The organism is Vibrio sp. 2304, from assembly GCF_033339475.1.
GTDB classification, from domain to species: domain Bacteria; phylum Pseudomonadota; class Gammaproteobacteria; order Enterobacterales; family Vibrionaceae; genus Vibrio; species Vibrio alginolyticus.
The window spans coordinates 24165-43861 of sequence record NZ_JAWOUQ010000004.1 but is presented as its reverse complement, the minus strand read 5'-3'; the positions used below and the strand labels follow the sequence as shown (position 1 = coordinate 43861).

At 46.5% G+C, this 19697-nt stretch carries 21 protein-coding genes; 2 read left to right on the top strand and 19 right to left on the bottom strand.

Annotation, left to right across the window (positions count from 1 at the left end; translation table 11 throughout):
- Positions 1-24: 24 nt before the first annotated feature.
- The 16 genes from R7P64_RS09640 to R7P64_RS09565 all read right to left on the bottom strand — a co-directional run bounded on the left by R7P64_RS09640 (position 25) and on the right by R7P64_RS09565 (position 16488).
- Positions 25-2265: a chemotaxis protein CheA gene (locus R7P64_RS09640; RefSeq protein ID WP_167415376.1), complete on the bottom strand. Its 2241-nt coding sequence runs from the start codon at positions 2263-2265 to the stop codon at positions 25-27.
- Between the two features lie 9 nt (positions 2266-2274).
- The gene (locus tag R7P64_RS09635; protein ID WP_005380502.1) at positions 2275-3015 is read right to left on the bottom strand and encodes a protein phosphatase CheZ; all 741 of its coding nucleotides are present in this window, start codon (positions 3013-3015) and stop codon (positions 2275-2277) included.
- 118 nt (positions 3016-3133) lie between these two features.
- Positions 3134-3502, bottom strand: coding sequence for a chemotaxis response regulator CheY (cheY, locus tag R7P64_RS09630; RefSeq protein WP_017635949.1), 369 nt, complete (start codon positions 3500-3502; stop codon positions 3134-3136).
- A gap of 45 nt (positions 3503-3547) precedes the next feature.
- Positions 3548-4282 (bottom strand): RNA polymerase sigma factor FliA, encoded by a 735-nt coding sequence (locus R7P64_RS09625; protein WP_005380499.1) that lies wholly within the window; start codon positions 4280-4282, stop codon positions 3548-3550.
- Positions 4275-5162, bottom strand: a complete 888-nt coding sequence (locus R7P64_RS09620; protein WP_005380498.1) for a MinD/ParA family protein — start codon at positions 5160-5162, stop codon at positions 4275-4277. The genes R7P64_RS09625 and R7P64_RS09620 overlap by 8 nt, the downstream gene beginning before the upstream one ends.
- A 14-nt stretch (positions 5163-5176) precedes the next feature.
- On the bottom strand, positions 5177-6694 hold the full coding sequence (gene flhF, locus R7P64_RS09615) for a flagellar biosynthesis protein FlhF (protein ID WP_033907111.1): 1518 nt from the start codon (positions 6692-6694) through the stop codon (positions 5177-5179).
- A 28-nt stretch (positions 6695-6722) separates the two neighbouring features.
- Entirely contained in the window at positions 6723-8822 is a 2100-nt protein-coding gene (gene flhA / locus R7P64_RS09610) for a flagellar biosynthesis protein FlhA (RefSeq protein WP_054576339.1), read from the bottom strand.
- A 210-nt stretch (positions 8823-9032) separates the two neighbouring features.
- Positions 9033-10163 carry a flagellar biosynthesis protein FlhB gene (gene flhB, locus R7P64_RS09605; RefSeq protein WP_005380490.1) on the bottom strand — a complete coding sequence of 377 codons (1131 nt, stop codon included), beginning with the start codon at positions 10161-10163 and terminating at the stop codon, positions 9033-9035.
- A 3-nt stretch (positions 10164-10166) separates the two neighbouring features.
- Entirely contained in the window at positions 10167-10949 is a 783-nt protein-coding gene (gene fliR / locus R7P64_RS09600) for a flagellar biosynthetic protein FliR (RefSeq protein ID WP_005384463.1), read from the bottom strand.
- Between the two features lie 8 nt (positions 10950-10957).
- The gene (fliQ, locus tag R7P64_RS09595) at positions 10958-11227 is read right to left on the bottom strand and encodes a flagellar biosynthesis protein FliQ (protein ID WP_005380488.1); all 270 of its coding nucleotides are present in this window, start codon (positions 11225-11227) and stop codon (positions 10958-10960) included.
- Positions 11228-11251: 24 nt separating this feature from the next.
- Complete coding sequence (gene fliP, locus R7P64_RS09590) at positions 11252-12121, bottom strand: flagellar type III secretion system pore protein FliP (protein WP_054577610.1); 870 nt, start codon at positions 12119-12121, stop codon at positions 11252-11254.
- A complete protein-coding gene (fliO, locus tag R7P64_RS09585; protein WP_005380480.1) occupies positions 12108-12521 on the bottom strand; it encodes a flagellar biosynthetic protein FliO in 414 nt (137 codons plus the stop codon). The genes fliP and fliO overlap by 14 nt, the downstream gene beginning before the upstream one ends.
- 1 nt (position 12522) lies before the next feature.
- The gene (fliN, locus tag R7P64_RS09580; RefSeq protein ID WP_005380479.1) at positions 12523-12933 is read right to left on the bottom strand and encodes a flagellar motor switch protein FliN; all 411 of its coding nucleotides are present in this window, start codon (positions 12931-12933) and stop codon (positions 12523-12525) included.
- Positions 12934-12991: 58 nt separating this feature from the next.
- Entirely contained in the window at positions 12992-14038 is a 1047-nt protein-coding gene (gene fliM, locus R7P64_RS09575) for a flagellar motor switch protein FliM (RefSeq protein WP_005380478.1), read from the bottom strand.
- Positions 14039-14045: 7 nt separating this feature from the next.
- The gene (fliL, locus tag R7P64_RS09570) at positions 14046-14549 is read right to left on the bottom strand and encodes a flagellar basal body-associated protein FliL (RefSeq protein WP_005380477.1); all 504 of its coding nucleotides are present in this window, start codon (positions 14547-14549) and stop codon (positions 14046-14048) included.
- 85 nt (positions 14550-14634) lie between these two features.
- Positions 14635-16488, bottom strand: coding sequence for a flagellar hook-length control protein FliK (locus R7P64_RS09565; RefSeq protein ID WP_318123429.1), 1854 nt, complete (start codon positions 16486-16488; stop codon positions 14635-14637).
- A gap of 97 nt (positions 16489-16585) precedes the next feature.
- On the opposite strand from R7P64_RS09565, the gene R7P64_RS09560 reads away from it, so the two are divergent.
- Both R7P64_RS09560 and R7P64_RS09555 read left to right on the top strand, forming a co-directional pair.
- Positions 16586-16729 carry a hypothetical protein gene (locus tag R7P64_RS09560; protein ID WP_170897464.1) on the top strand — a complete coding sequence of 48 codons (144 nt, stop codon included), beginning with the start codon at positions 16586-16588 and terminating at the stop codon, positions 16727-16729.
- Between the two features lie 39 nt (positions 16730-16768).
- Positions 16769-17083, top strand: coding sequence for an NIPSNAP family protein (locus R7P64_RS09555; RefSeq protein ID WP_005380475.1), 315 nt, complete (start codon positions 16769-16771; stop codon positions 17081-17083).
- 40 nt (positions 17084-17123) lie between these two features.
- Here R7P64_RS09555 and fliJ read toward each other — a convergent pair whose 3' ends face one another.
- Genes fliJ through fliH form a run of 3 tightly spaced genes read right to left on the bottom strand, consistent with a single transcriptional unit; the run spans position 17124 to position 19697 of the window.
- The gene (fliJ, locus tag R7P64_RS09550; RefSeq protein ID WP_005380474.1) at positions 17124-17567 is read right to left on the bottom strand and encodes a flagellar export protein FliJ; all 444 of its coding nucleotides are present in this window, start codon (positions 17565-17567) and stop codon (positions 17124-17126) included.
- A gap of 6 nt (positions 17568-17573) precedes the next feature.
- Positions 17574-18893: a flagellar protein export ATPase FliI gene (fliI, locus tag R7P64_RS09545; protein WP_005384474.1), complete on the bottom strand. Its 1320-nt coding sequence runs from the start codon at positions 18891-18893 to the stop codon at positions 17574-17576.
- 3 nt (positions 18894-18896) lie between these two features.
- Positions 18897-19697: a flagellar assembly protein FliH gene (gene fliH / locus R7P64_RS09540; RefSeq protein WP_005394317.1), complete on the bottom strand. Its 801-nt coding sequence runs from the start codon at positions 19695-19697 to the stop codon at positions 18897-18899.

Here is a 19697-nt window from a genome sequence, read left to right as displayed (position 1 = left end):
TCCTTTTAATAACGTCAGCTTTGCTTAAAGGCGTGAAGCCGCAGCATATCGCTTAAGTAAATCAGGCACATCTAGAATTAATGCAATATGGCCATCGCTAGTAATTGTCGCACCAGCCATACCTGGAGTGCCCTGTAATAGATTATCGAGTGGCTTAATAACCACTTCTTCTTGACCAATAAGCGTATCCACAACAAAACCAACGCGCTGGTTACCAATCTGTACAATCACCACGTGACCGTGACCAGTACGCTCTTGGACGTTTTGCGATTTGGATGCCAACCAGTTTTGTAAGTAAAATAGTGGGATAGATTTCTCACGCACAATAATCGTCAGCTGACCATCTACCACGTTTGTACGACTAAGATCCAAGTGGAAAATTTCACTCACCGAAGCCAGTGGTAGAGCAAAAGGATGACCGCCAACACCAACCATCAGAGTCGGTAAAATCGCTAACGTTAGTGGTACTTTGATCGTAATCTTAGTGCCCTTGCCTAGCTCAGAATCGATATCGATTGAACCGTTTAAGGTATTGATCGCCGTCTTAACCACGTCCATACCCACACCACGACCAGAGATGTCAGAAATTTTATCTTTACTTGAGAAGCCAGGTGCGAAGATAAGGTTGAAGCACTCTTTATCTGTTAAACGTGCCGCCGCATCTTCATCCATCATGCCACGCTTCACCGCGATGCCACGCAGTTTGTTCGGGTCCATACCGCCACCATCATCTACGATGGATAGTTCAATATGGTCCCCTTCTTGCGATGCTGACAAAATCACTTTACCTGTACGTGATTTGCCGGCCTTCGCGCGTGCGTCTGGCATTTCAATACCGTGATCAACCGAGTTACGCACCAAGTGAATCAACGGATCGGCCAATGCTTCTACAAGGTTTTTATCGAGATCGGTTTCTTCACCGCGCATTTCTAGCACGATGTCTTTATTTAGGTTACGAGCCAAGTCACGGACAACGCGCGGGAAACGGCCAAACACTTTCTTAATTGGCTGCATACGCGTTTTCATTACCGCGCCTTGTAGATCCGCAGTTACCACATCAAGGTTAGCGACCGCTTTGGACATCTCTTCGTTGTCGCTATTCAAACCAAGGCTTAGTAGACGGTTACGCACCAATACGAGCTCACCCACCATGTTCATGATGGTATCAAGCGTCGAGGTGTCAACACGAACGGTTGCTTCAGCCTGAGGTTTTTTAACCGCTGGTGCTTTGGCTTCTTCTTTTACCGCGACTGGTTTAGATTCTGGCTTTGGTGCTGGCGCTGCTTGAACGGGTGCTGGCTTAGCAACAGGCTCAGGTTTCGCAGGGCTTTGCTCTACGTTTGCTGACGCTGGCTTCGTTGCCATGTCCAATTCTTCTAGCGTTGGACCTTTACCTGAACCATGTAGCTCATCGAGTAACTTTTCGAACTCTTCGTCCGTCATTAAGTCACTGTCTTGATTTGATGAAGATGACACTGGAGCGGAAGGCTCTGCCGCTTTAGGTGGCTCTACTGGTACGGATGCAGATGCAGCAGCCTCTGCCGTAGAAGGACTTTTTCCTACACCGTGCAGTTCATCGAGTAAACGTTCAAACTCATCATCAGTGATATCACCACTTTCAACTGATGGTGCACTCGATTGAGGCGGTTCAGATGGCGTTGTAGATGTCGCAGACATTGAGGCGCCTGGCGCTGAACCTTTACCATGAAGCTCATCCAGTAGCTTTTCGAATTCGTCTTGGGTAATTTCATCAACAGAGCCGACACTTGATGGTGCTGACGGTGCAGCCGGTTCTTCGATGATAGGCTCGGGAATAATAGGTTCTGGAGTAGCCACTGGTTCTTCAACTACGGTTGCCGCTACTTCATCTTCTGACTCAGGTTTGCATAGACGATGAAGTTCTTCAAGAAGCTCAGGGTCCGCAGCTTCTAACGGCTCACGATCTTGAACAGCCTGGAACTGGGTATTAACCGTATCCAAAGCTTTTAGCATCGTATCCATTAAGTTTTGCGTTACCGTGCGTTGACCGTTTCGTAAAACGTCGAACACGTTCTCCGCACCATGACAAGTATCGACTAGCTCTGCCAATGAAAGGAAGCCGGCACCGCCTTTTACGGTATGAAACCCGCGGAAAATAGCATTAAGTAAGTCTTTGTCTTCTGGGTTATTTTCCAATTCAACCAACTGCTCAGAAAGCAGCTCGAGAATTTCCCCAGCCTCAATGAGAAAGTCCTGAAGAATATCTTCGTCTAAATCGTAGCTCATACGTTACCTTTAAAATCCAAGACTGGACAACAAGTCATCGACTTCGTCCTGCGATGAAACCGCATCTTCTCTCAGTTCTGGATGAAGAATCGGGCCTTCGGCTTCGCTTGTTTGTGTATTCTTTTTATCTGCCGGTTCTGACAAAACTTGAATATGTTCTTCAAGTTTATTTCCAGAGAATACGGTTAGGATTTCCACTAAGCGGCCTTCAACTTCATTAACCAACGTAATTACGCGGCGAATGATTTGGCCAGTTAGGTCTTGGAAGTCTTGCGCCATGAGAATTTCGGTCAATTGGCCGCGCAATTCAGTGCTGTCACCTTCGACTTGCACTAATAGCCCGTCGATTCGGTGACACAGTGCTTTAAATTCGCTTAATTCTATGCGCCCGTGCATGAGTTCATTCCATTGAGGACGAACTTTTAGAAGGCAATCATGCAGGTTATCAGCGATAGGAAGGCAGCAGTCGACCGCATCCATTGTTTTGTTGGCTGCAAGCTCTGTCTTCTCGATCACATAATTGAGACGATCCCTAGCGTTAGGGATTTCGTCTTTCGCAATTTCGGTCATGCGCTGATCGAGACTGAACTGCTTGAGTGATTCGTGAAGGTCTCGAGTTAACGCTCCAATTTCTTGCAGCATTGGGTTATCGGCACCTTCGTAGATCGAGGCAACAAGCATATTGGCTTGGTCTTGTTCCCCGTTTTCTAGCATTTGAACGAGTGACTTCGCCTGCTCTAGTGAGATCATTCTGAATAGACCCTTTTACGTTTAGTTCTTCTTATCACTTTGAAAACGCTAAACGAGTCATTTAATAGGTATTTAATAATTGGTATGAATGACTCGAATAACAAAGAGAAAGAGAGAGTTATAAACGCTCGAAAATTTTATCTAATTTTTCTTTTAATGTTGCAGCAGTAAATGGCTTAACAATGTAGCCGTTTACACCTGCTTGAGCAGCTTCAATGATCTGCTCACGCTTCGCTTCAGCCGTGATCATTAGAACTGGCAGATGCTTAAGTTCTGCATCCGCGCGGATGTGTTTAAGCAAATCGATGCCTTGCATACCTGGCATGTTCCAGTCAGTTACAACAAAATCGAAGTCACCTTTTTTCAGCATTGGTAATGCGGTTAAACCATCGTCCGCTTCTTGAGTGTTATTGAAACCCAAGTCACGAAGCAGGTTTTTAACAATACGGCGCATTGTTGAGAAATCATCAACAATAAGGATCTTCATGTTTTTATTCAAAATTGCCTCCACTGAATCGTAAAATCAGTGTTTTTAGTCATTTTGTGTCCACGCACTGAGCTTGGTACGTAAACGTTGCATCGCTTGACTCAGTATTTGACTTACGCGAGATTCGCTTACGCCTAACACATCGCCAATTTCTTTCAAATTGAGTTCTTCATCATAATAAAGCGAAAGAACCAAAGCTTCACGCTCTGGAAGCTGTTTTATTGATTCAACCAGTGCTTTTCGAAATGATTCATCAACTACCCCTTTGAATGGGTTGCTGTCATCGGTTTCATCCGCCGGTGAAATCACATCATCAGAAACGCCTAAATCTTCAATACCGACTAATTTTGAGCAGTTGATATCGGTAAGAGCACTATGATATTGATCCAGTGTCATACCGAGATGCGTGGCTACTTCAGAATCAGTAGGATCTCGATTTAATTCGCCTTCCAGCTCCGCAATCGCTTGGTTAATCTCTCGATTATTTTTATGAACAGAACGCGGTACCCAATCGCCTTTACGCATGTCATCTAACATTGCGCCACGAATACGGATACCTGCATAAGTTTCAAAGCTCGCACCTTTAGAACCATCATAATTCTGCTGAGCTTCGATAAGACCGATCATGCCGGCCTGAATTAAATCCTCTACCTGAACACTCGGCGGTAAACGGCCTAGTAGGTGGTGAGCAATGCGCTTAACCAACACTGAATAACGTTCAATGAACGCCTGCTGGCTATTAAATTTGCCATGTTGGTCATAGGTTATCGCTTTATTCACCAAAAGGGTCCTCTGCGAATTCGGTACGATTTAGCAACCTTTCCACAAAAAATTCCAAGTGTCCACTTGGTGTTTTCGGTAGTGGCCACGTCAACGCTTTGTTTGCTAGTGAGCTGATAGCTAAAGCGGCAGGCGAGCGTGGGAACGCATCAACGACAATTTTTTGTCTTTTTACAGCCTGTCGTACTTTATCATCTAATGGAATACATGCTACGAGTTCAAGGCTAACATTCAAGAATCGCTCTGTGACTAGTGTCAACTTTGCAAACAATTCTCGCCCTTCACGGTAGCTTCTGACCATATTTGCTACAACTTTAAAGCGTTGAACTTGGTGTTCTTTACTCAACAGCTTGATTAATGCATAGGCATCTGTGATTGACGTCGGTTCATCACACACAACTACAACCACATCTTGAGCTGCTCGCGAAAAACTGATTACCATGTCAGAGATACCAGCAGCGGTATCAATCAGCAGGACATCCATTTCGTCTTCAAGACTACCAAATGCTCGGATGAGTCCGGCATGCTGAGCGTGAGAAAGCTCTGTCATGCTCTGTGTGCCAGAAGTTGCAGGAATTATCTTTATACCATAAGGCCCTTCGACAATCGCATCTTTTAGCTCACATTCACCCGCTAAGACATGTCCTAGATTACGTTTTGCACGAATTCCGAGCATCACGTCCACATTGGCCAGACCTAAATCAGCGTCGAGAACCATCACCTTCTTGCCTTGGCGAGCCATACAAATCGCCAGACCCAGTGTTACGTTTGATTTCCCCACACCACCTTTGCCGCCAGTAACAGCAATCACTTTGGTCAACGATGGTTGTGTTAAGCGACGGAGGCCGCTTGCTTGATCGTGTATCATATTCTCAGTCATAGTAGTCCGCCGCCTTAGAGTCCTTCACTGTCACTGTTCCAAAAGTGAGGTTCGTTCTCTGTCGACTTCTCTAACAGTTCATTTGCTTTCGCAAGCATATATTTTGGTTGCGCTATCACAATGTCTTCTGGTACGCGCTGACCATTAGCGATGTAAGCTACTGGCATTGCGTTTTGAATCACTACACTGATGAATTCGCCTAGGCTTAATGACTCATCAAGCTTCGTCATAATACAACCCGAAAGTGGTATACGTCGGAAGTGATCCAGCGTTTCTTGTAGAACACGACGTTGTGCGGTAGCCGGCAAAACAAGGTAGCTGTGAATCACTTCTCCGCTCTCTTGCATTAGAGTGTCGAGCTGCTCGGAAAGCCTCACATCTCGTTGCCCCATCCCTGCCGTATCGACCAAAATCAGTCTTCTGTTTCTTAGCTGATATATAACATCGGCTAACTCGTTAGAATCTTTAGCAACTCTTACGGGACAACCCATGATTCTTCCATAAATTGAGAGCTGCTCATGTGCACCTATGCGATATGTATCTGTTGTCACAAGGGCCACATTGTCGGCACCGTATTCCATGGCTGCGCGTGCTGCGAGTTTCGCTACGGTTGTTGTTTTCCCAACCCCCGTCGGACCCAACAATGCGACTACGCCACCACGTTTTAAAATGTCCTGTTTAGGAATATTGATTTGATCCGCCACCAGCGACAATAACGCTTTCCACGCTCGCGCTGGCTTTGTATCTTCCGGAATATAACAGGCCATCTGGTCTGCTAACTCCGGAGAAACGCCCATTCGCTCTAAGCGCTTAATCAGCATTGCTCTTAGCGGCTCACGGCGTTCTACTTCTTGCCACATCAGGCCAGAAACTTGGTGCTCCAACAGACGACGAATTGACGTCATCTCTTCGCGCATGCTTTCTAGCTCATCGGCCGATTCGTCACGCTCATCACTTGGGCGACGTCGGTCATAGCGCGTCGGGTCCAGCTTGGGCGTCGGACGTTCAAATCGATTGTCCTGTGCGATTAGCTTCGCCAAAGGTGAATCTGGTTGATATGGCGCTGGCTTTTCTTGGTTGTAGCCGTCGCGATGCTTATTTTGGCGTTGCAGCAAAGCAGAGAGCGAATCTTCATTTTCCGCTACGTGATCGTCAGCATCTGCTGCACCACCGCTATATTGCTTAAGCATATTAGCGAATCGCTGCGTCATTGAGCCTGTTTTTTCATTGTTACTGTTATTACTGTTCAGGCTAATTTTATCTTCATCTAAATGACGATCTTGGTAACGATCAGCAGAAGACGATGACATTTGACGATGTTCGTTATAGCGATTCGATTGAGAAGCACCGCGATTTTGCTGTGACGCTGCGCTTGCTTGAGACGGATTAGATTCACTATCTATCGCCGCAACAATCGCTACTCCACCAGCCACTTTCTTGTTTGACATGATCACCGCTTCCGCGCCTAACTCCTCTTTCACTTGGAGCAGCGCCGTTCTCATGTCTTTGGCAAAAAATCGCTTTATTTTCAAACTATGAATCCATTAATGATGCGTGAGATCAGTTACCCACGGCTTGCACAATTCTGATCTGTTTTTCATCCGGTATTTCTTGGTAAGACAGTACCCGGAGATTAGGTATTGTGTTCTTCACAAATTTTGCCAATGTCGAGCGTAATACACCGGAAGTAAGCAGAACGGCAGGTTCGCCTTTCAGTTCTTGTTCCTGTGTCGCTTGGCTTAGTGAAGACTGCAATCGCTCAGCGAGTCCCGGTTCAATCCCCGCGGATTCGCCTCCTGATGCTTGCATAGTTTGATGCAATATTTGTTCCAGTTCGGGTATCAAAGTAATCACTGGTAGCTCAGGCTCTATACCATTGATTTCTTGAACAATTAGGCGTTTAAGACTAATTCGAACTGCTGCCGTCAATATGTCAGCTTCTTGACTCTTACTTGAGTACTCAGCCAAAGTTTGAACAATCGTGCGAATATCGCGGATTGGAATGGCCTCGTTTAACAAGTTTTGTAGGACTTTCACCACCACACCTAATGGTAATTGGTCAGGAACAAAGTTCTCGACCAACTTAGGCGCGCTGCGTCCCAACATTTCTAATAAATTCTCTACTTCTTCATGGCCAATTAGCTGTGATGCGTTGTTGGTCAATAGCTGGCTTAGGTGCGTCGCTAATACCGTTGATGAATCAACAACCGTATAACCCAGAGCCTGCGCGTGCTCTCGCTGATCTTCTCGGATCCATACGGCTTCCAGTCCAAAAGCAGGGTCAATGGTTGGCTCACCATCAATCATGCCATACACCTGACCTGGGTTAATCGCTAGCTCTTGATCCGGACGAATCTCTGCTTCGCCCACCGCAACTCCCATCAATGTAATTCGGTAACTGTTTGGGGTCAGCTCAAGATTGTCACGAATATGAACCGCTGGAATTAGGAACCCAAAATCTTGCGATAACTTTTTACGCACGCCTTTTACGCGCTCTAACAGTTCCCCACCTTGGTCTCTGTCCACCAAAGGGATTAAGCGATAACCGACTTCCAAGCCAATAATATCGACTGGCTGGACGTCATCCCAAGACAGTTCGCGCTGTGAGGAAGGTTCTGCACCTTCGTCTGCTGTTGCTGGTAAAGCGGGCTCTTTCGCTTTCTGCTTCTGCCGTTTGTCGATGAAATATGCCGCTGCACCGGCCGCGACTGCAAGGCTCAAAAACGCAAAGTGTGGCATGCCCGGTACGATGCCCATCACACCAAGAATAGCCGCAGTAATCATCAGCGCTTTTGGGTTGTCGAACATCTGGAAGACCAGCTGTTCACCCATGTCTTCATCGGTGTTTTGGCGCGTCACCATCATTGCCGCTGCAATCGACAGCAATAGCGATGGGATTTGTGCGACCAAACCATCACCGATTGTCAGTAAGGTATAGATTTCAATCGCTTCACCGAAACCCAATCCATACTGCGCCATACCGATCGACAGACCGCCGACGATGTTGATAAACAGAATCAAAATACCGGCAATCGCGTCCCCTTTTACGAACTTCGAGGCACCATCCATCGAGCCATAGAAATCCGCTTCTTTGGTCACTTCAAAACGACGAACTCTTGCCTGCTCTTGGTCTATCAATCCGGCATTCAAGTCCGCATCAATCGCCATTTGCTTACCCGGCAACGCATCAAGCGTAAAGCGAGCACTTACCTCAGAGATACGACCCGCACCTTTGGTCACCACCATAAAGTTGATGATCATTAAGATGAGGAAAACCACTAGGCCGACCGCGTAGTTACCACCAATAACGACGTTACCGAACGCCTCAATTACGTTACCTGCCGCATTACCGCCTTCATGACCATGCAGTAAGACGACACGAGTCGAGGCAACGTTCAAAGCCAAGCGGAGCAACGTGGCGATCAGCAATACCGTTGGAAAAGCAGCGAAGTCCAAAGGGCGACGTGTGTAAACGGTCACTAACAACACCACCATCGACAGCGCGATGTTAAAGGTGAAGAACATATCCAGCAAAAATGCTGGAATCGGCAGTACCACCATCGCTAGGGTGGCCAAAACCATCACCGGAGCACCAATAGCTGGCATTTCACGTTGAGGGATTCGTGGCAATTTATCTGCAAACGGCAGGCTTAACTTCATACTGCGAGAGATCTCAATCGATTGAAGCGTCACGTAAGCTCTTACTATTAATACGCGACCGCTTTAGCCTAAAAGTTTAGGTAGGGTTGATAATTAAAGCGTTTTAAGCAATCTATGTACCATAATTAGCGCCAAAATAATGACTAAACACTCAAATAGAGCTTAGCTTTTGATCAAACGAGCTTTTTTAAGGCTTTACCGCTTTTCGTATCAATGGCGGTGTTCGGGTGGGATTGGCAAATCATAATCTTGAATTTTGGGACGCTGTCCACCTCGTTTTCGGTATTGCTTCAATTGGAATACAAATGCCAAAACCTGAGCGACGGCAGTAAATAACCCATCGGGGATCTCTTGCTCGAGCTCTGTCGTGTGGTACAACGCACGAGCCAAAGGTGGTGCGGGCACAATCGTAATGTCGTGTTCGCGGGCGACTTCTCGAATCTTCATCGCCATGTGGTCAGTACCTTTAGCGATCACGACTGGCGCACGGTCTGTCTTCTGTTTATAACGAAGCGCTACCGAGAAGTGCTCTGGGTTAGTAACAATAACATCAGCTTGAGGAACATCCGCCATCATTCGACGTTGAGCCGCTTCCCTTTGCAACATACGAATACGGCCTTTCACTTCCGGCTTACCTTCAGTCTCTTTGTATTCGTCTTTGACTTCTTGCTTGGTCATTTTTAACTGATCGGCGTGCTGCCAAATTTGAAATGGAATATCGATGGCAACCACAATCAATAGCGAGCAACTGATCAGCAAAATAAAGTTCAGCAAAATATCTAAAGCATGGAAGATGTTTTGCGGATACACATCCATACTCAATTGAATCAGATCGGCCTGCGATGCTTGGATCAAATAGATGGCGACACCAGTGACCAGAACCACTTTAAGGATTGATTTGATCAACTCTACCCAGCTTTGCATGCCAACCATTCGCTTTAAACCGCTAAGCGGATTCATTTTCGACAGCTTGGGCATGGCCGCTTGGGCAGAAAAACTGATTCCTCCCACACCTGCTGCTCCAATCATGGCGGCGGTAAACAATGTCGCTAACACCAAAAATAGTGGGAACAACAAATCACTCATCGCGCCCAAAGCGATATCAAACAGTTTTGCAGTATCGAAAATCTCTTCTCGTTGAAGATCAAATAAACGGCTCATGATGGAAAACAATGAACGTGCTAACGCCTCGCCAAACCACATCAATGAAATGGCGCCAACGATCAGCACAGATGCTGATGCGAGCTCTTTAGATCGAGCGACCTGCCCCTTTTCTCTGGCTTGTTGTAACCGTCGGGGCGTGGCTTCTTCGGTGCGTTCCTGACCGTCTGATTCTGCCAAATCTTAGCACTCCAAGCGAATAAGCCGACAAATCTGCGCCTCACCCACTGTCCAGAACATTTCATAATGACTGTATAGACCAGCCAGTATGTACCAACAAAGTAATAGACCCACCATCAAAGCAAAAGCAAAACCAAGCGAGAAGATATTCAGCTGTGGTGCGGCACGGGTCATTACACCAAACGACAAGTTAATGGTCAGTAGTGCAATAATGCCGGATAGAGACATACTCAATGCCGTTTGGAACATAATACCAAGCCAGCCTGCCATTTCACGGAAATCAACCGCGTTGAGCGAGCCGGAGCCAATCGGCAAAGTTTTAAAACTGAACACCACCAATTGCAGCATTTTTAAGTGTCCATCGGTGGCAAGAAAAAACATTGTCGTTAAGAACATGAATAACTGACCAAGCAATGGCGTGTTCTGACCATTTGCAGGATCAACCATAGAAGCAAAGCCCAAACTTGATTGCATACCCAATATTTGACCCAGCAGGACAAAGGTTTGAATCATAAATTGAGTAACCATACCCATCGCTATGCCGATGATCATTTGCTCGGCAATGGTCATGAAGCCACGAAACGAGAGTAGCTCAATGTCCTGAGGTACGGCGGGGATGGCTGGCATGACAGCGAAAGTGATGGCTAAACCGAGGTAAAGGCGGATTCTTGGCGAAACAAATCGGGCCCCGGTTACTGTCATCACCATCAACATGGATGAGATACGAACATAGGGCCAGAAGTAGTTTGCGATCCAATCTAAGACAACGCTAGTGGGGTACTCCATAGGCGCCTCTAATAAAGCACCTGAGGTAAGCGTTCAATCAAGCCATAGAAATATTCCATCAACATTTGCGTCATCCAATGCCCAAACAGCATCAGGGCCAAAAGCGTGACAATCAAACGCGGTAAGAAGCTCAATGTTTGTTCGTTGATGGATGTCGCAGCTTGAAAGATCGCGACTACAAGGCCGATAAGCAAGCTTGGGATGATAATAGCGCAGACCATGATAAGCACCATCCAAAGTGCTTCACGGAAAAGCTCGACAAACATTTCTGGTGTCATGTCTTATCCTCTATCTGCGCTTATCTAAAGGGCAAAGCTGCCCGCAAGTGTCGAGAGTATCAAGTTCCAACCATCGACCAATACGAACAACATCAACTTGAACGGCAACGAAACAATCATTGGTGACAACATCATCATACCCATTGCCATCAGTACCGAAGCGACTACAAGGTCAATAATCAAAAACGGTAAGAAGAGCATAAAGCCAATTTGGAATGCAGTTTTTAGCTCTGAGGTGATAAAAGCCGGAATCAACACCGCCATCGACACATCTTCTGGATTCTCGACTTGCTCTCCTGACATGGTTACGAACGTCTCCAAATCTTTGATTCGGGTCTGCTTAAGCATAAATGCTTTCATTGGCGCTTGTGCTGCATCAAACGCTTCTCGCGCCGTAACTTGCTCGTTCAAATAAGGCTGAACAGCTTTGTCGTTGATTTCGTTCAGGACAGGAGACATAACAAAAAAGGTCAAAAACAGCGCAATACCAATAATAACCTGATTAGAAGGCGTTTGTTGCAAACCCATTGCCTGACGCAATATCGACATCACCACCACAATTCGAGTGAACGAGGTCATCAGAATCACCATGGCAGGCAAGAAGCCAAGCATGGTCATTAACGCTAAAATTTGTAGTGTAACCGAGTAGTCTTCACTGCCATCAGGGTTCGTGGTCATGGTGAATGCTGGAATACCACCGCCACTAGAAACGGACATAGCACGGCTAGCACCAGTATCACTTTGCATAGCCTGAACTGTAACACCACTTCCATCGGCTAAGTTATCTGGCAGCGCTGACCCCTCTGCTTCAGCAAAGGTAAATGAAGAAAACAGCACGCCGACAAAAAGTAACAACGTACTCAGGAGCAAACGAATTGGATTACCCTTTGTCATGTTTTTTGATCAGCTGGCTAAATTGAGTCGCAAAAGCATTGGTCGCCAACTCTTCCTCTTTCAGTGGCTTATCTAACTTGGCTAAAGTTTGGATCGATTGGCTAGTAATCCCAACCAAAAACTGTTCTTCACCCACTTGAACTACTGCGATTCTTTCTTTTGTACCCACTGGCAACTGACTCACTATACGCAAGCCCTTTTGTTGTCCCATCGCTGGAACTTGCATACGTTTCAGCAACCAAGCCAGCAAAAGAATCACGCCGATTACAAGCACAAGCGAGCCAAGTGTCGTCGCAAGATCCAGATTATTTGGTGCGGCAGCAAATGCATAAGGAGCACTTAGCATTAAGCTCAGTGCTCCAGTGATTTGCTTCAATCGCATTTTGATTGAACGACTCATCTTAACGCAGCTTCTTAATTCGTTCAGTTTGGCTGATCACATCCGTCAAACGGATACCAAACTTATCGTTGACGACCACGACTTCGCCGTGAGCAATCAAAGTACCGTTAACCAATACGTCGAGCGACTCACCGGCTAGACGATCCAATTCAACAACCGAACCTTGGTTAAGCTGCAACAGGTTCCGAATGCTAATTTGAGAACGACCGACTTCCATCGAAATCGTCACCGGGATATCCATAATAGTGTCGAGTTTACGACGCTCATCTTCGCTAATTGGGCTTGAAGTGTCTTTTAGCTCTTCCAGTGGCGCAGCCAATACTTCATCTACGTCTACAGAAGGGGCAGACGGGTCTTCGCCAAGAGCGGCTGCCCATTCGTCTGCTAGCTTTTGATCGTCACTTGGTTCCATTTTTCTATCCTGTGTTACGCCTTACTCATGCCATAGCATGTCTGTTTAATAAGGTATCTTAATGGTCTATATCGTCTTCACTCTCAAGCTCGGACATGATGTCTTTACCTAAGAAAGCTAAATCTGTTTTGACGACATGTGGGCGCTCAATTTCCTCAGAAATTTGCACCGCTAATTTATCTTCCGAACGACCCATTTTTACGCGATAGGTCGGTAGGTCTTCTACAAACATCGTCGCATGTTCTGGCATTTCAATCGGGATGATATCGCCCGGTTGCAGCTCCATGAGATCACGCAAAGAAATGTCTTTTTCGAGCAAGTTCACACGGAAGTTAACCGGACAATCCATGATCTCTTCACGTAGTGCTGAGCTCCAGCGAACGTCCGTTTCCATCTTGTCGGACTGAACACCTGCATCCAATAGTTCACGGATAGGCTCAACCATGGAGTAAGGCATAACGACATGAAAATCGCCGCCACCGCCGTCAACTTCTATATGGAATGAACTCACGACAATCACTTCTGTCGGGCTGACAATGTTTGCCATGCTTGGGTTTACTTCAGAGTCGAGATATTCGAACTCTACCCCCATCACTGGCGACCACGCTTCTTTATAATCTTCAAATACAATTTTCAGTAACAACTGAATGATGCGGCGTTCCGTTGGGGTAAATTCGCGGCCTTCGATTTTGGCGTGGAATCGACCATCACCGCCAAAGAAGTTTTCTACCAGAATAAAGACTAAACGAGCCTCCATGGTGATCAACGCAGTGCCTTTTAACGGACGAAAACGCACCATGTTCAAACTGGTTGGCACGTACAATGTGTTCTGGTATTCACCAAACTTCATCATCTGCACGCCATTGATCGACACCTCTGCCGTTTTACGCAGCATATTAAACAGACTAATACGCATGTGCCGTGCAAAGCGCTCGTTGATAAGTTCGAGCGTCGGCATTCGACCACGTACGATTCTGTCTTGCGACGAGAAATCAAAATTGACGGCACCCTCAGTGTCGTTTTCTATCGGTTCATCGACGTCATCAACATCGTCAACCCCATGCAATAGCGCATCAATTTCGTCTTGGCTTAATAGATCGGTCACGTTTTACCTATTGAATAACAAAATCTGTAAACAGTACTTTTTCAATCACTGGCTTACCGACCGCAGCATTCAGCGCTGCTTTGATATCTTCGGAAGCACGATCGCGCAATTCCACTCGTCCTGTAGGAGAGCGCAATTGATCAACCGTCGCGGAAGCAAACGTTGATAGCATAGAGCTTTCAATCAGTGGCGAATGATACCGCGCCAACTCTTCATTTTCTGCACCGCGAACCATTAACTGCGCTTTAATTTGAACCAACCTATCGCGGCTATCCCCAGTAACGTTAAATACAAATGCCTGAGGAAGATTCACATACGCGATGGGCGCAGCATCCGATGCCTTCACTTGAGCCTGTTGAGACGATTCAGCCTGAGCAGGTTCATCAGAGCCCATTAGAAAAAATGCCGCTGCCCCGCCACCAAGTAGTAATACTACAACAGCGATGATGATGATAAGTAACTTGCTTTTTCCTTTCGGCGCATCGGCCCCTTGTAACTGTTCTTCTGCCATTCTTGTCTCTTATTGTTCTTTTGAGTTACCAAGACGTTTTAGTGAGTTGCTTGGTAACCATATTCCATTGCCGTTAAACGGCCTTTTATGCGTAAAAACTAATTCCATCACGCTTTGAAGCGACATTCAAATCCAGATTGACATCAGATTCAAAACCCTCTTCGGACTGTCCAGAAAAACCGCCACTTTGCGCGCTTTGACCATGTTGTTCAGCAGTATACCTACCTTGCTGTTGCCCGCTGTTTTGTTGCTGGACGGAAGAATCAGCCAGCTGCATACCTTGTTGTGCTAGCATTTCTCTCAAACGAGGGAGCGTCTGTTCAATAATGTCACGAGCTTGCGGGTTGTTCACTGTAAAATGTACATTGGCAACGTCATTATTCATGGTCATACGAATTTGCATACGACCTAACTCTGGTGGATCAAGACGAATATCGAGATTTTTCAGATTCTTCGACATCATCATTTGCACTTTTTCCGCAACTTGCTCGTTGGCTAGCTCTTTAGTTAGTTGCAACGGAAGCTGAGCTTGTTGTGCAGCATCAATACGCGCTTGTTGCTGCACATTAATTCCTTGCTGACCTGCCATAGCCTGAAGCTGTCCAGCGAAGCCGTGTTGGAGGTCCGGCTTATCTTGTCTATCCGCAGTCGCCTTTAGCGCACCAGTCGCCAATGCTGCGTTCATCACTTTCTGGCTAATCTCTCCGTCTTTCACACCTTGAAGCGACGTCGGCACTTGGGCGGCTATCAACATATCGGGCGTTGGAGATAATGCGACTTTATCTCCACTATGAGCAGCTTGAGACTGGAGGGCTTGAGCCGCTGCATGCTGGATTTGCTGAGACACTGCCATAGCTCCAGCCTGGCGAGTTAAATTATGTTGTACTTGTTGCTCTGCGAGAATCTGTTTAATGTCATTAGGGAGCGCAACAAATTGGGCAAGGTCTTGCTCAGGAATATCCGCCGTGATCCTTCCTTGTTTCAACCCTTCAATGATCTGAGCTTCTTGCTGAGTCAGTGGTTTTCCTTGCGCCAACTTGGTATCTATAACTTCAAGTTCATCCAAGGAGACTCGTGGAAGCGCGTCGATGTTGGAACCATCAACGTCTGTTAACAACGGCGACAGCTCATTAGCTACTTCACCACTGACTGCGCTCTTAGTCGTCGGATGGCTGGCTTGTTTCGCTAGCTCTTGCCAAGCAGCAAACTCAGACGAGAGTTTGTCGACATCGATAGGTTGACCATTCTTATCTAAAATTGGCTCTAAGTCTTGTCCTGGGATCATCTGTGCTTGTTCAAGCGAATGAACTGATGGCGTTTCATTCAAAGCCAGCTCATCACGGTGTGTCGAAACGGTTGCTTGCTCGTGGAACGAGTGCACTAAATTCGCTCTCTGAGGCAAAACTTTGCCACTATCGATGGATGCATTACTCGCATTCAGGGTTTGATTCGCTTGTTCAATTCGACCAAGAAGCTGCTGTCCTTCGCCCATCGTGCTTTTTACGTCCATTGTATTTGATGGGTTACTCGTATCAATTGATGTTGATTTCACTTTTTCAGTAGCTTCAACATCATGCTCCAAAGGTGTGCTGTTACTCGCCTTTTGTAAACTTACTTCTTCACTTAAGGTTGCATTCGGTTTGTTTGCTGATATTTCATCAAAATCATGGGTCCTGTCACTGACGGATTCTTGGCTTTCTTGCGCCAACCATTCGTCCGAGACGTTAGCAGAAGAAGTACTGCCTACATCCGCTCTTTCTTTTTCTTCAACCACTGTCGATTCTGTTGCTACTTTTTCGGGCTTTTGTTTACCAGCAAACGCATCGGTTAACGTTTCTAAAAATCCCTTGCTTTCAGTGCTCTCTGCGGACGCTTTAGCGGACACATCAGAAACTGGCGTCTTGGTAGTCGCAGATACATGGGACAAATTCACACTCATTTAGAAACTCTCGTTCTCGTGGCTCTGAGCGTATCGCTGACAGGCAGCAATACTGGCGGCAAACAAAGGTCAAAAAGACCCGATACTGACAGCTAAAATGCAAAAATCACACCACAATATTGAGCCAATTCTCGGCAAGCTAATAGATGGCATGTTTATGGAACAAACATCAACAGTACTATCCGATAACCTGGTTCCTAACATGATGTACAGCTACTTGATTGACTTTGAAAAACGATAAGCGTAAACAGACACTTGGCTTAACAATTAAGGAATCACTTTGAAGATCACAGAATTACGCCAATATAGAATCAGAGCAGGCAAAACAGAACAGTGGCTAAGTTGGATGAAGGAAGAACTGTTGCCCTATCAACGCTCACAAGGCATGCGTGTACTGAATACTTACGTCCACACTGGTGATGATGGACATGACTATTTTGTTTGGCTTAGAGAGTTCGACAATGAACAAGCACGCCAGGCTCTCTACGAAAAAACATACAACGAGTGGTGGGTTCGCGAGATTCGACCGAAGGTGTTTGAGTTAATTGAACAAGACTCAATCAAAGTTACCTTACTTGAATCGGTAGAGATGTAGTCAGCTGCAACACCGTAATGCAATATCGAACCGATAACCTTTAGAAACGATGTGGTTTTCGACTGTAAAGTAAGGTGGAAAACTCGTCCATTTGCTTTTGTTCGCGCTTAGCTTCAGCAAGTTGTTTCTCTTTTTCGCGTTTGTCTATCATCCACTCATAGGATTTGCGTTCTTTACGCACGGTTAACCAATATTCTTTACAGTTTTCAACCTGCTCTTTGAAATGACTTTCTGCTTGCTTTTGCTTAGATAAAGTTTCATCTAGCTGGGTAAGGAATCGATTTAAGTGTCCATATTGACTTGCCGTTAGGCCCGCCTGACCACGGTCGACGAGCTGCTGGCAATAATCAAGCCGATACTTTTCAATTTGTTCAACCTGACGGTAATAATCTTCGAGTTCAGAACGCGCTTTGTTCAGTGCAAGCACAGCTTGGTCTTCACGATCCTTAGTTTGCTCAAGTAGAAACTCCATCGCATTATTCACGCGCTATCACCCACCCAAAATGTTTCTAAGCATATTGACGCACATATCGTATGGCACCGATTCTTTCATGCTCTGCTGCAAGTATTCGTCTAACTTCGGTTTCAAAGTAAATGCGCCATCAATAGCAGGATCGGTACCCGGTTTGTACGCTCCAATCGAGACCAAATCTTGATTCTTGCGACAAATAGACAAGACCTGTCGCACCGCTTTTGACATCAGAACGTGCTCTTCGGTCGTGATTTGCGGCATAACACGGCTCACCGACTTCTCGACATCAATCGCCGGATAATGGCCTGCATCCGCCATTTCACGAGAAAGTACAATATGGCCATCAAGAATGGCTCGCGATGCGTCCGCTATCGGATCTTGCAAATCATCCCCTTCGGTCAACACGGTAAAGAACGCCGTAATCGAGCCTTGTTCGGCACTTCCATTACCCGCTCGCTCAACCAGCGCTGGCAGCTTGGCAAATACAGAAGGCGGGTAGCCTTTCGTCGCTGGCGGCTCACCAACAGAAAGTGCGATTTCACGCTGTGCTTGTGCAAAACGAGTCAACGAGTCCATCAATAGCAGAACATCTAACCCTTGGTCCCGGAAGTATTCAGCAATCGTTAATGCCGTTTGGCACCCCTTTAAGCGCATTAGAGGTGAAGCATCGGCAGGCGCCGCGACCACCACTGAGCGGCGACGACCGTCCTCACCCAAGATCTCTTCGATGAATTCTTTAACTTCACGTCCACGCTCACCTATCAGGCCGACGACCACAACCTGTGCGGTGGTACCTCGCGTCATCATGCCAAGCGTGACCGATTTACCCACACCAGAACCTGCAAACAGACCGATACGCTGACCTTTACCGACCGTCAACAAACCATTGATAGCTTTTAGGCCAACATCGAGCGGTTCAGAAATTGGCTTTCGAGCCAATGGGTTGATTGGTTCGGCATTAAAAGAGGCACGGTGATCGGTATACAAAGGGCCAAGTCCATCAAGTGGATTCCCAACCCCGTCTATAACGCGCCCAAGTAACTCCATGCCGACAGGCAAACCAGCGTCACTGGTTAAAGGGGTGACTCTCGCGCCAGGTAAAATGCCCGTAATTTGTTCGCTTGGCATTAAAAATAGGTTGTCACCTGAAAAGCCGACAACCTCGGCTTCCATCTGACCTGACATGGTTTCCACTAAGCATAAACTGCCAATTGGTGCGCGACAGCCGGTTGCTTCCAACGTTAACCCAACCACACGCACCAGTTTGCCAGAGGCGACAGGGCGCGTCGTAAGGCCTTCAACTTTGTAGCTTTTTAAGCGGTCAGCGAGTGCTTGCATGGATTACTCACCCTCTTGATGACGGTTTGCGCCACAAAAGCTGTGCAATACGCTTTTGACGCGTTCTTCCATGCGATAATTAATGCTTGATTCACCGGCTTCAATCTGGACGTCACCTCGATTTAGCGATGGCTCAGCAACTAACGTCCAGTTGCGACAATTAAGGTCTTCTTCACCATAAGCTGAACGAATAATCGCGACATCTTCTGGATTCAGGTGCAAGGTAATAGGGTGGCCTGATATTGGTAGCGCTTCAACCGACTGTTTCACTGTATCTAAAATAATTTGAGGGTTGGTTTGTACTTCAACGTGCACCACTTCTTTAACTAAACAGAGCACCATATCCACCAGCTGCTTTTCAACCTGAGCATTCATCAACTCCAAAGGTTGAGCAAACTGATTGGCCAAGTTCATAAAAGTTTCAACTTGCTGCTGAATGTATTCTTGCCCTGCAGTTACCCCTTCAGCTTTTCCGAGCTCGAGACCTTCAGCATGGCCGGCTTGCAACCCTTCTTCTTTACCTTTGTCGTAACCTTGCTTAAAGCCAGCTTCCTGACCTTGATGTAAGCCTTCTTGATAAGCACCTTGCTTAATCAGTTCAATTTGTTCTTCGGTTAGCGCAAGTGGCTGCTCTTCTTCAGGCTCATCAAAATTCGGCACCCATCCCGGGTCATAGTTGAACGCGGTTTGTTTTGCTTGTTTGGCTTTAGGCTCGCCATAATCAGGCAGCCCCCAACGTTGAGGTTCGATCATCGAATCATCTTCATCAGGACGGATAAATCCACGTTTTCTATCGCCAGCCAT

Coding starts and splice junctions, on each gene's coding strand:
- R7P64_RS09640 (WP_167415376.1), bottom strand. CDS start 2,265: ATGAGCTACGATTTAGACGAAGATATTCTTCAGGACTTTCTCATTGAG.
- R7P64_RS09635 (WP_005380502.1), bottom strand. CDS start 3,015: ATGATCTCACTAGAGCAGGCGAAGTCACTCGTTCAAATGCTAGAAAAC.
- cheY (WP_017635949.1), bottom strand. CDS start 3,502: ATGAAGATCCTTATTGTTGATGATTTCTCAACAATGCGCCGTATTGTT.
- R7P64_RS09620 (WP_005380498.1), bottom strand. CDS start 5,162: ATGACTGAGAATATGATACACGATCAAGCAAGCGGCCTCCGTCGCTTA.
- flhA (WP_054576339.1), bottom strand. CDS start 8,822: ATGAAGTTAAGCCTGCCGTTTGCAGATAAATTGCCACGAATCCCTCAA.
- fliR (WP_005384463.1), bottom strand. CDS start 10,949: ATGGAGTACCCCACTAGCGTTGTCTTAGATTGGATCGCAAACTACTTC.
- fliQ (WP_005380488.1), bottom strand. CDS start 11,227: ATGACACCAGAAATGTTTGTCGAGCTTTTCCGTGAAGCACTTTGGATG.
- fliP (WP_054577610.1), bottom strand. CDS start 12,121: ATGACAAAGGGTAATCCAATTCGTTTGCTCCTGAGTACGTTGTTACTT.
- fliO (WP_005380480.1), bottom strand. CDS start 12,521: ATGAGTCGTTCAATCAAAATGCGATTGAAGCAAATCACTGGAGCACTG.
- fliN (WP_005380479.1), bottom strand. CDS start 12,933: ATGGAACCAAGTGACGATCAAAAGCTAGCAGACGAATGGGCAGCCGCT.
- fliL (WP_005380477.1), bottom strand. CDS start 14,549: ATGGCAGAAGAACAGTTACAAGGGGCCGATGCGCCGAAAGGAAAAAGC.
- R7P64_RS09565 (WP_318123429.1), bottom strand. CDS start 16,488: ATGAGTGTGAATTTGTCCCATGTATCTGCGACTACCAAGACGCCAGTT.
- R7P64_RS09560 (WP_170897464.1), top strand. CDS start 16,586: ATGCAAAAATCACACCACAATATTGAGCCAATTCTCGGCAAGCTAATA.
- fliI (WP_005384474.1), bottom strand. CDS start 18,893: ATGCAAGCACTCGCTGACCGCTTAAAAAGCTACAAAGTTGAAGGCCTT.
- fliH (WP_005394317.1), bottom strand. CDS start 19,697: ATGGCTGGCGATAGAAAACGTGGATTTATCCGTCCTGATGAAGATGAT.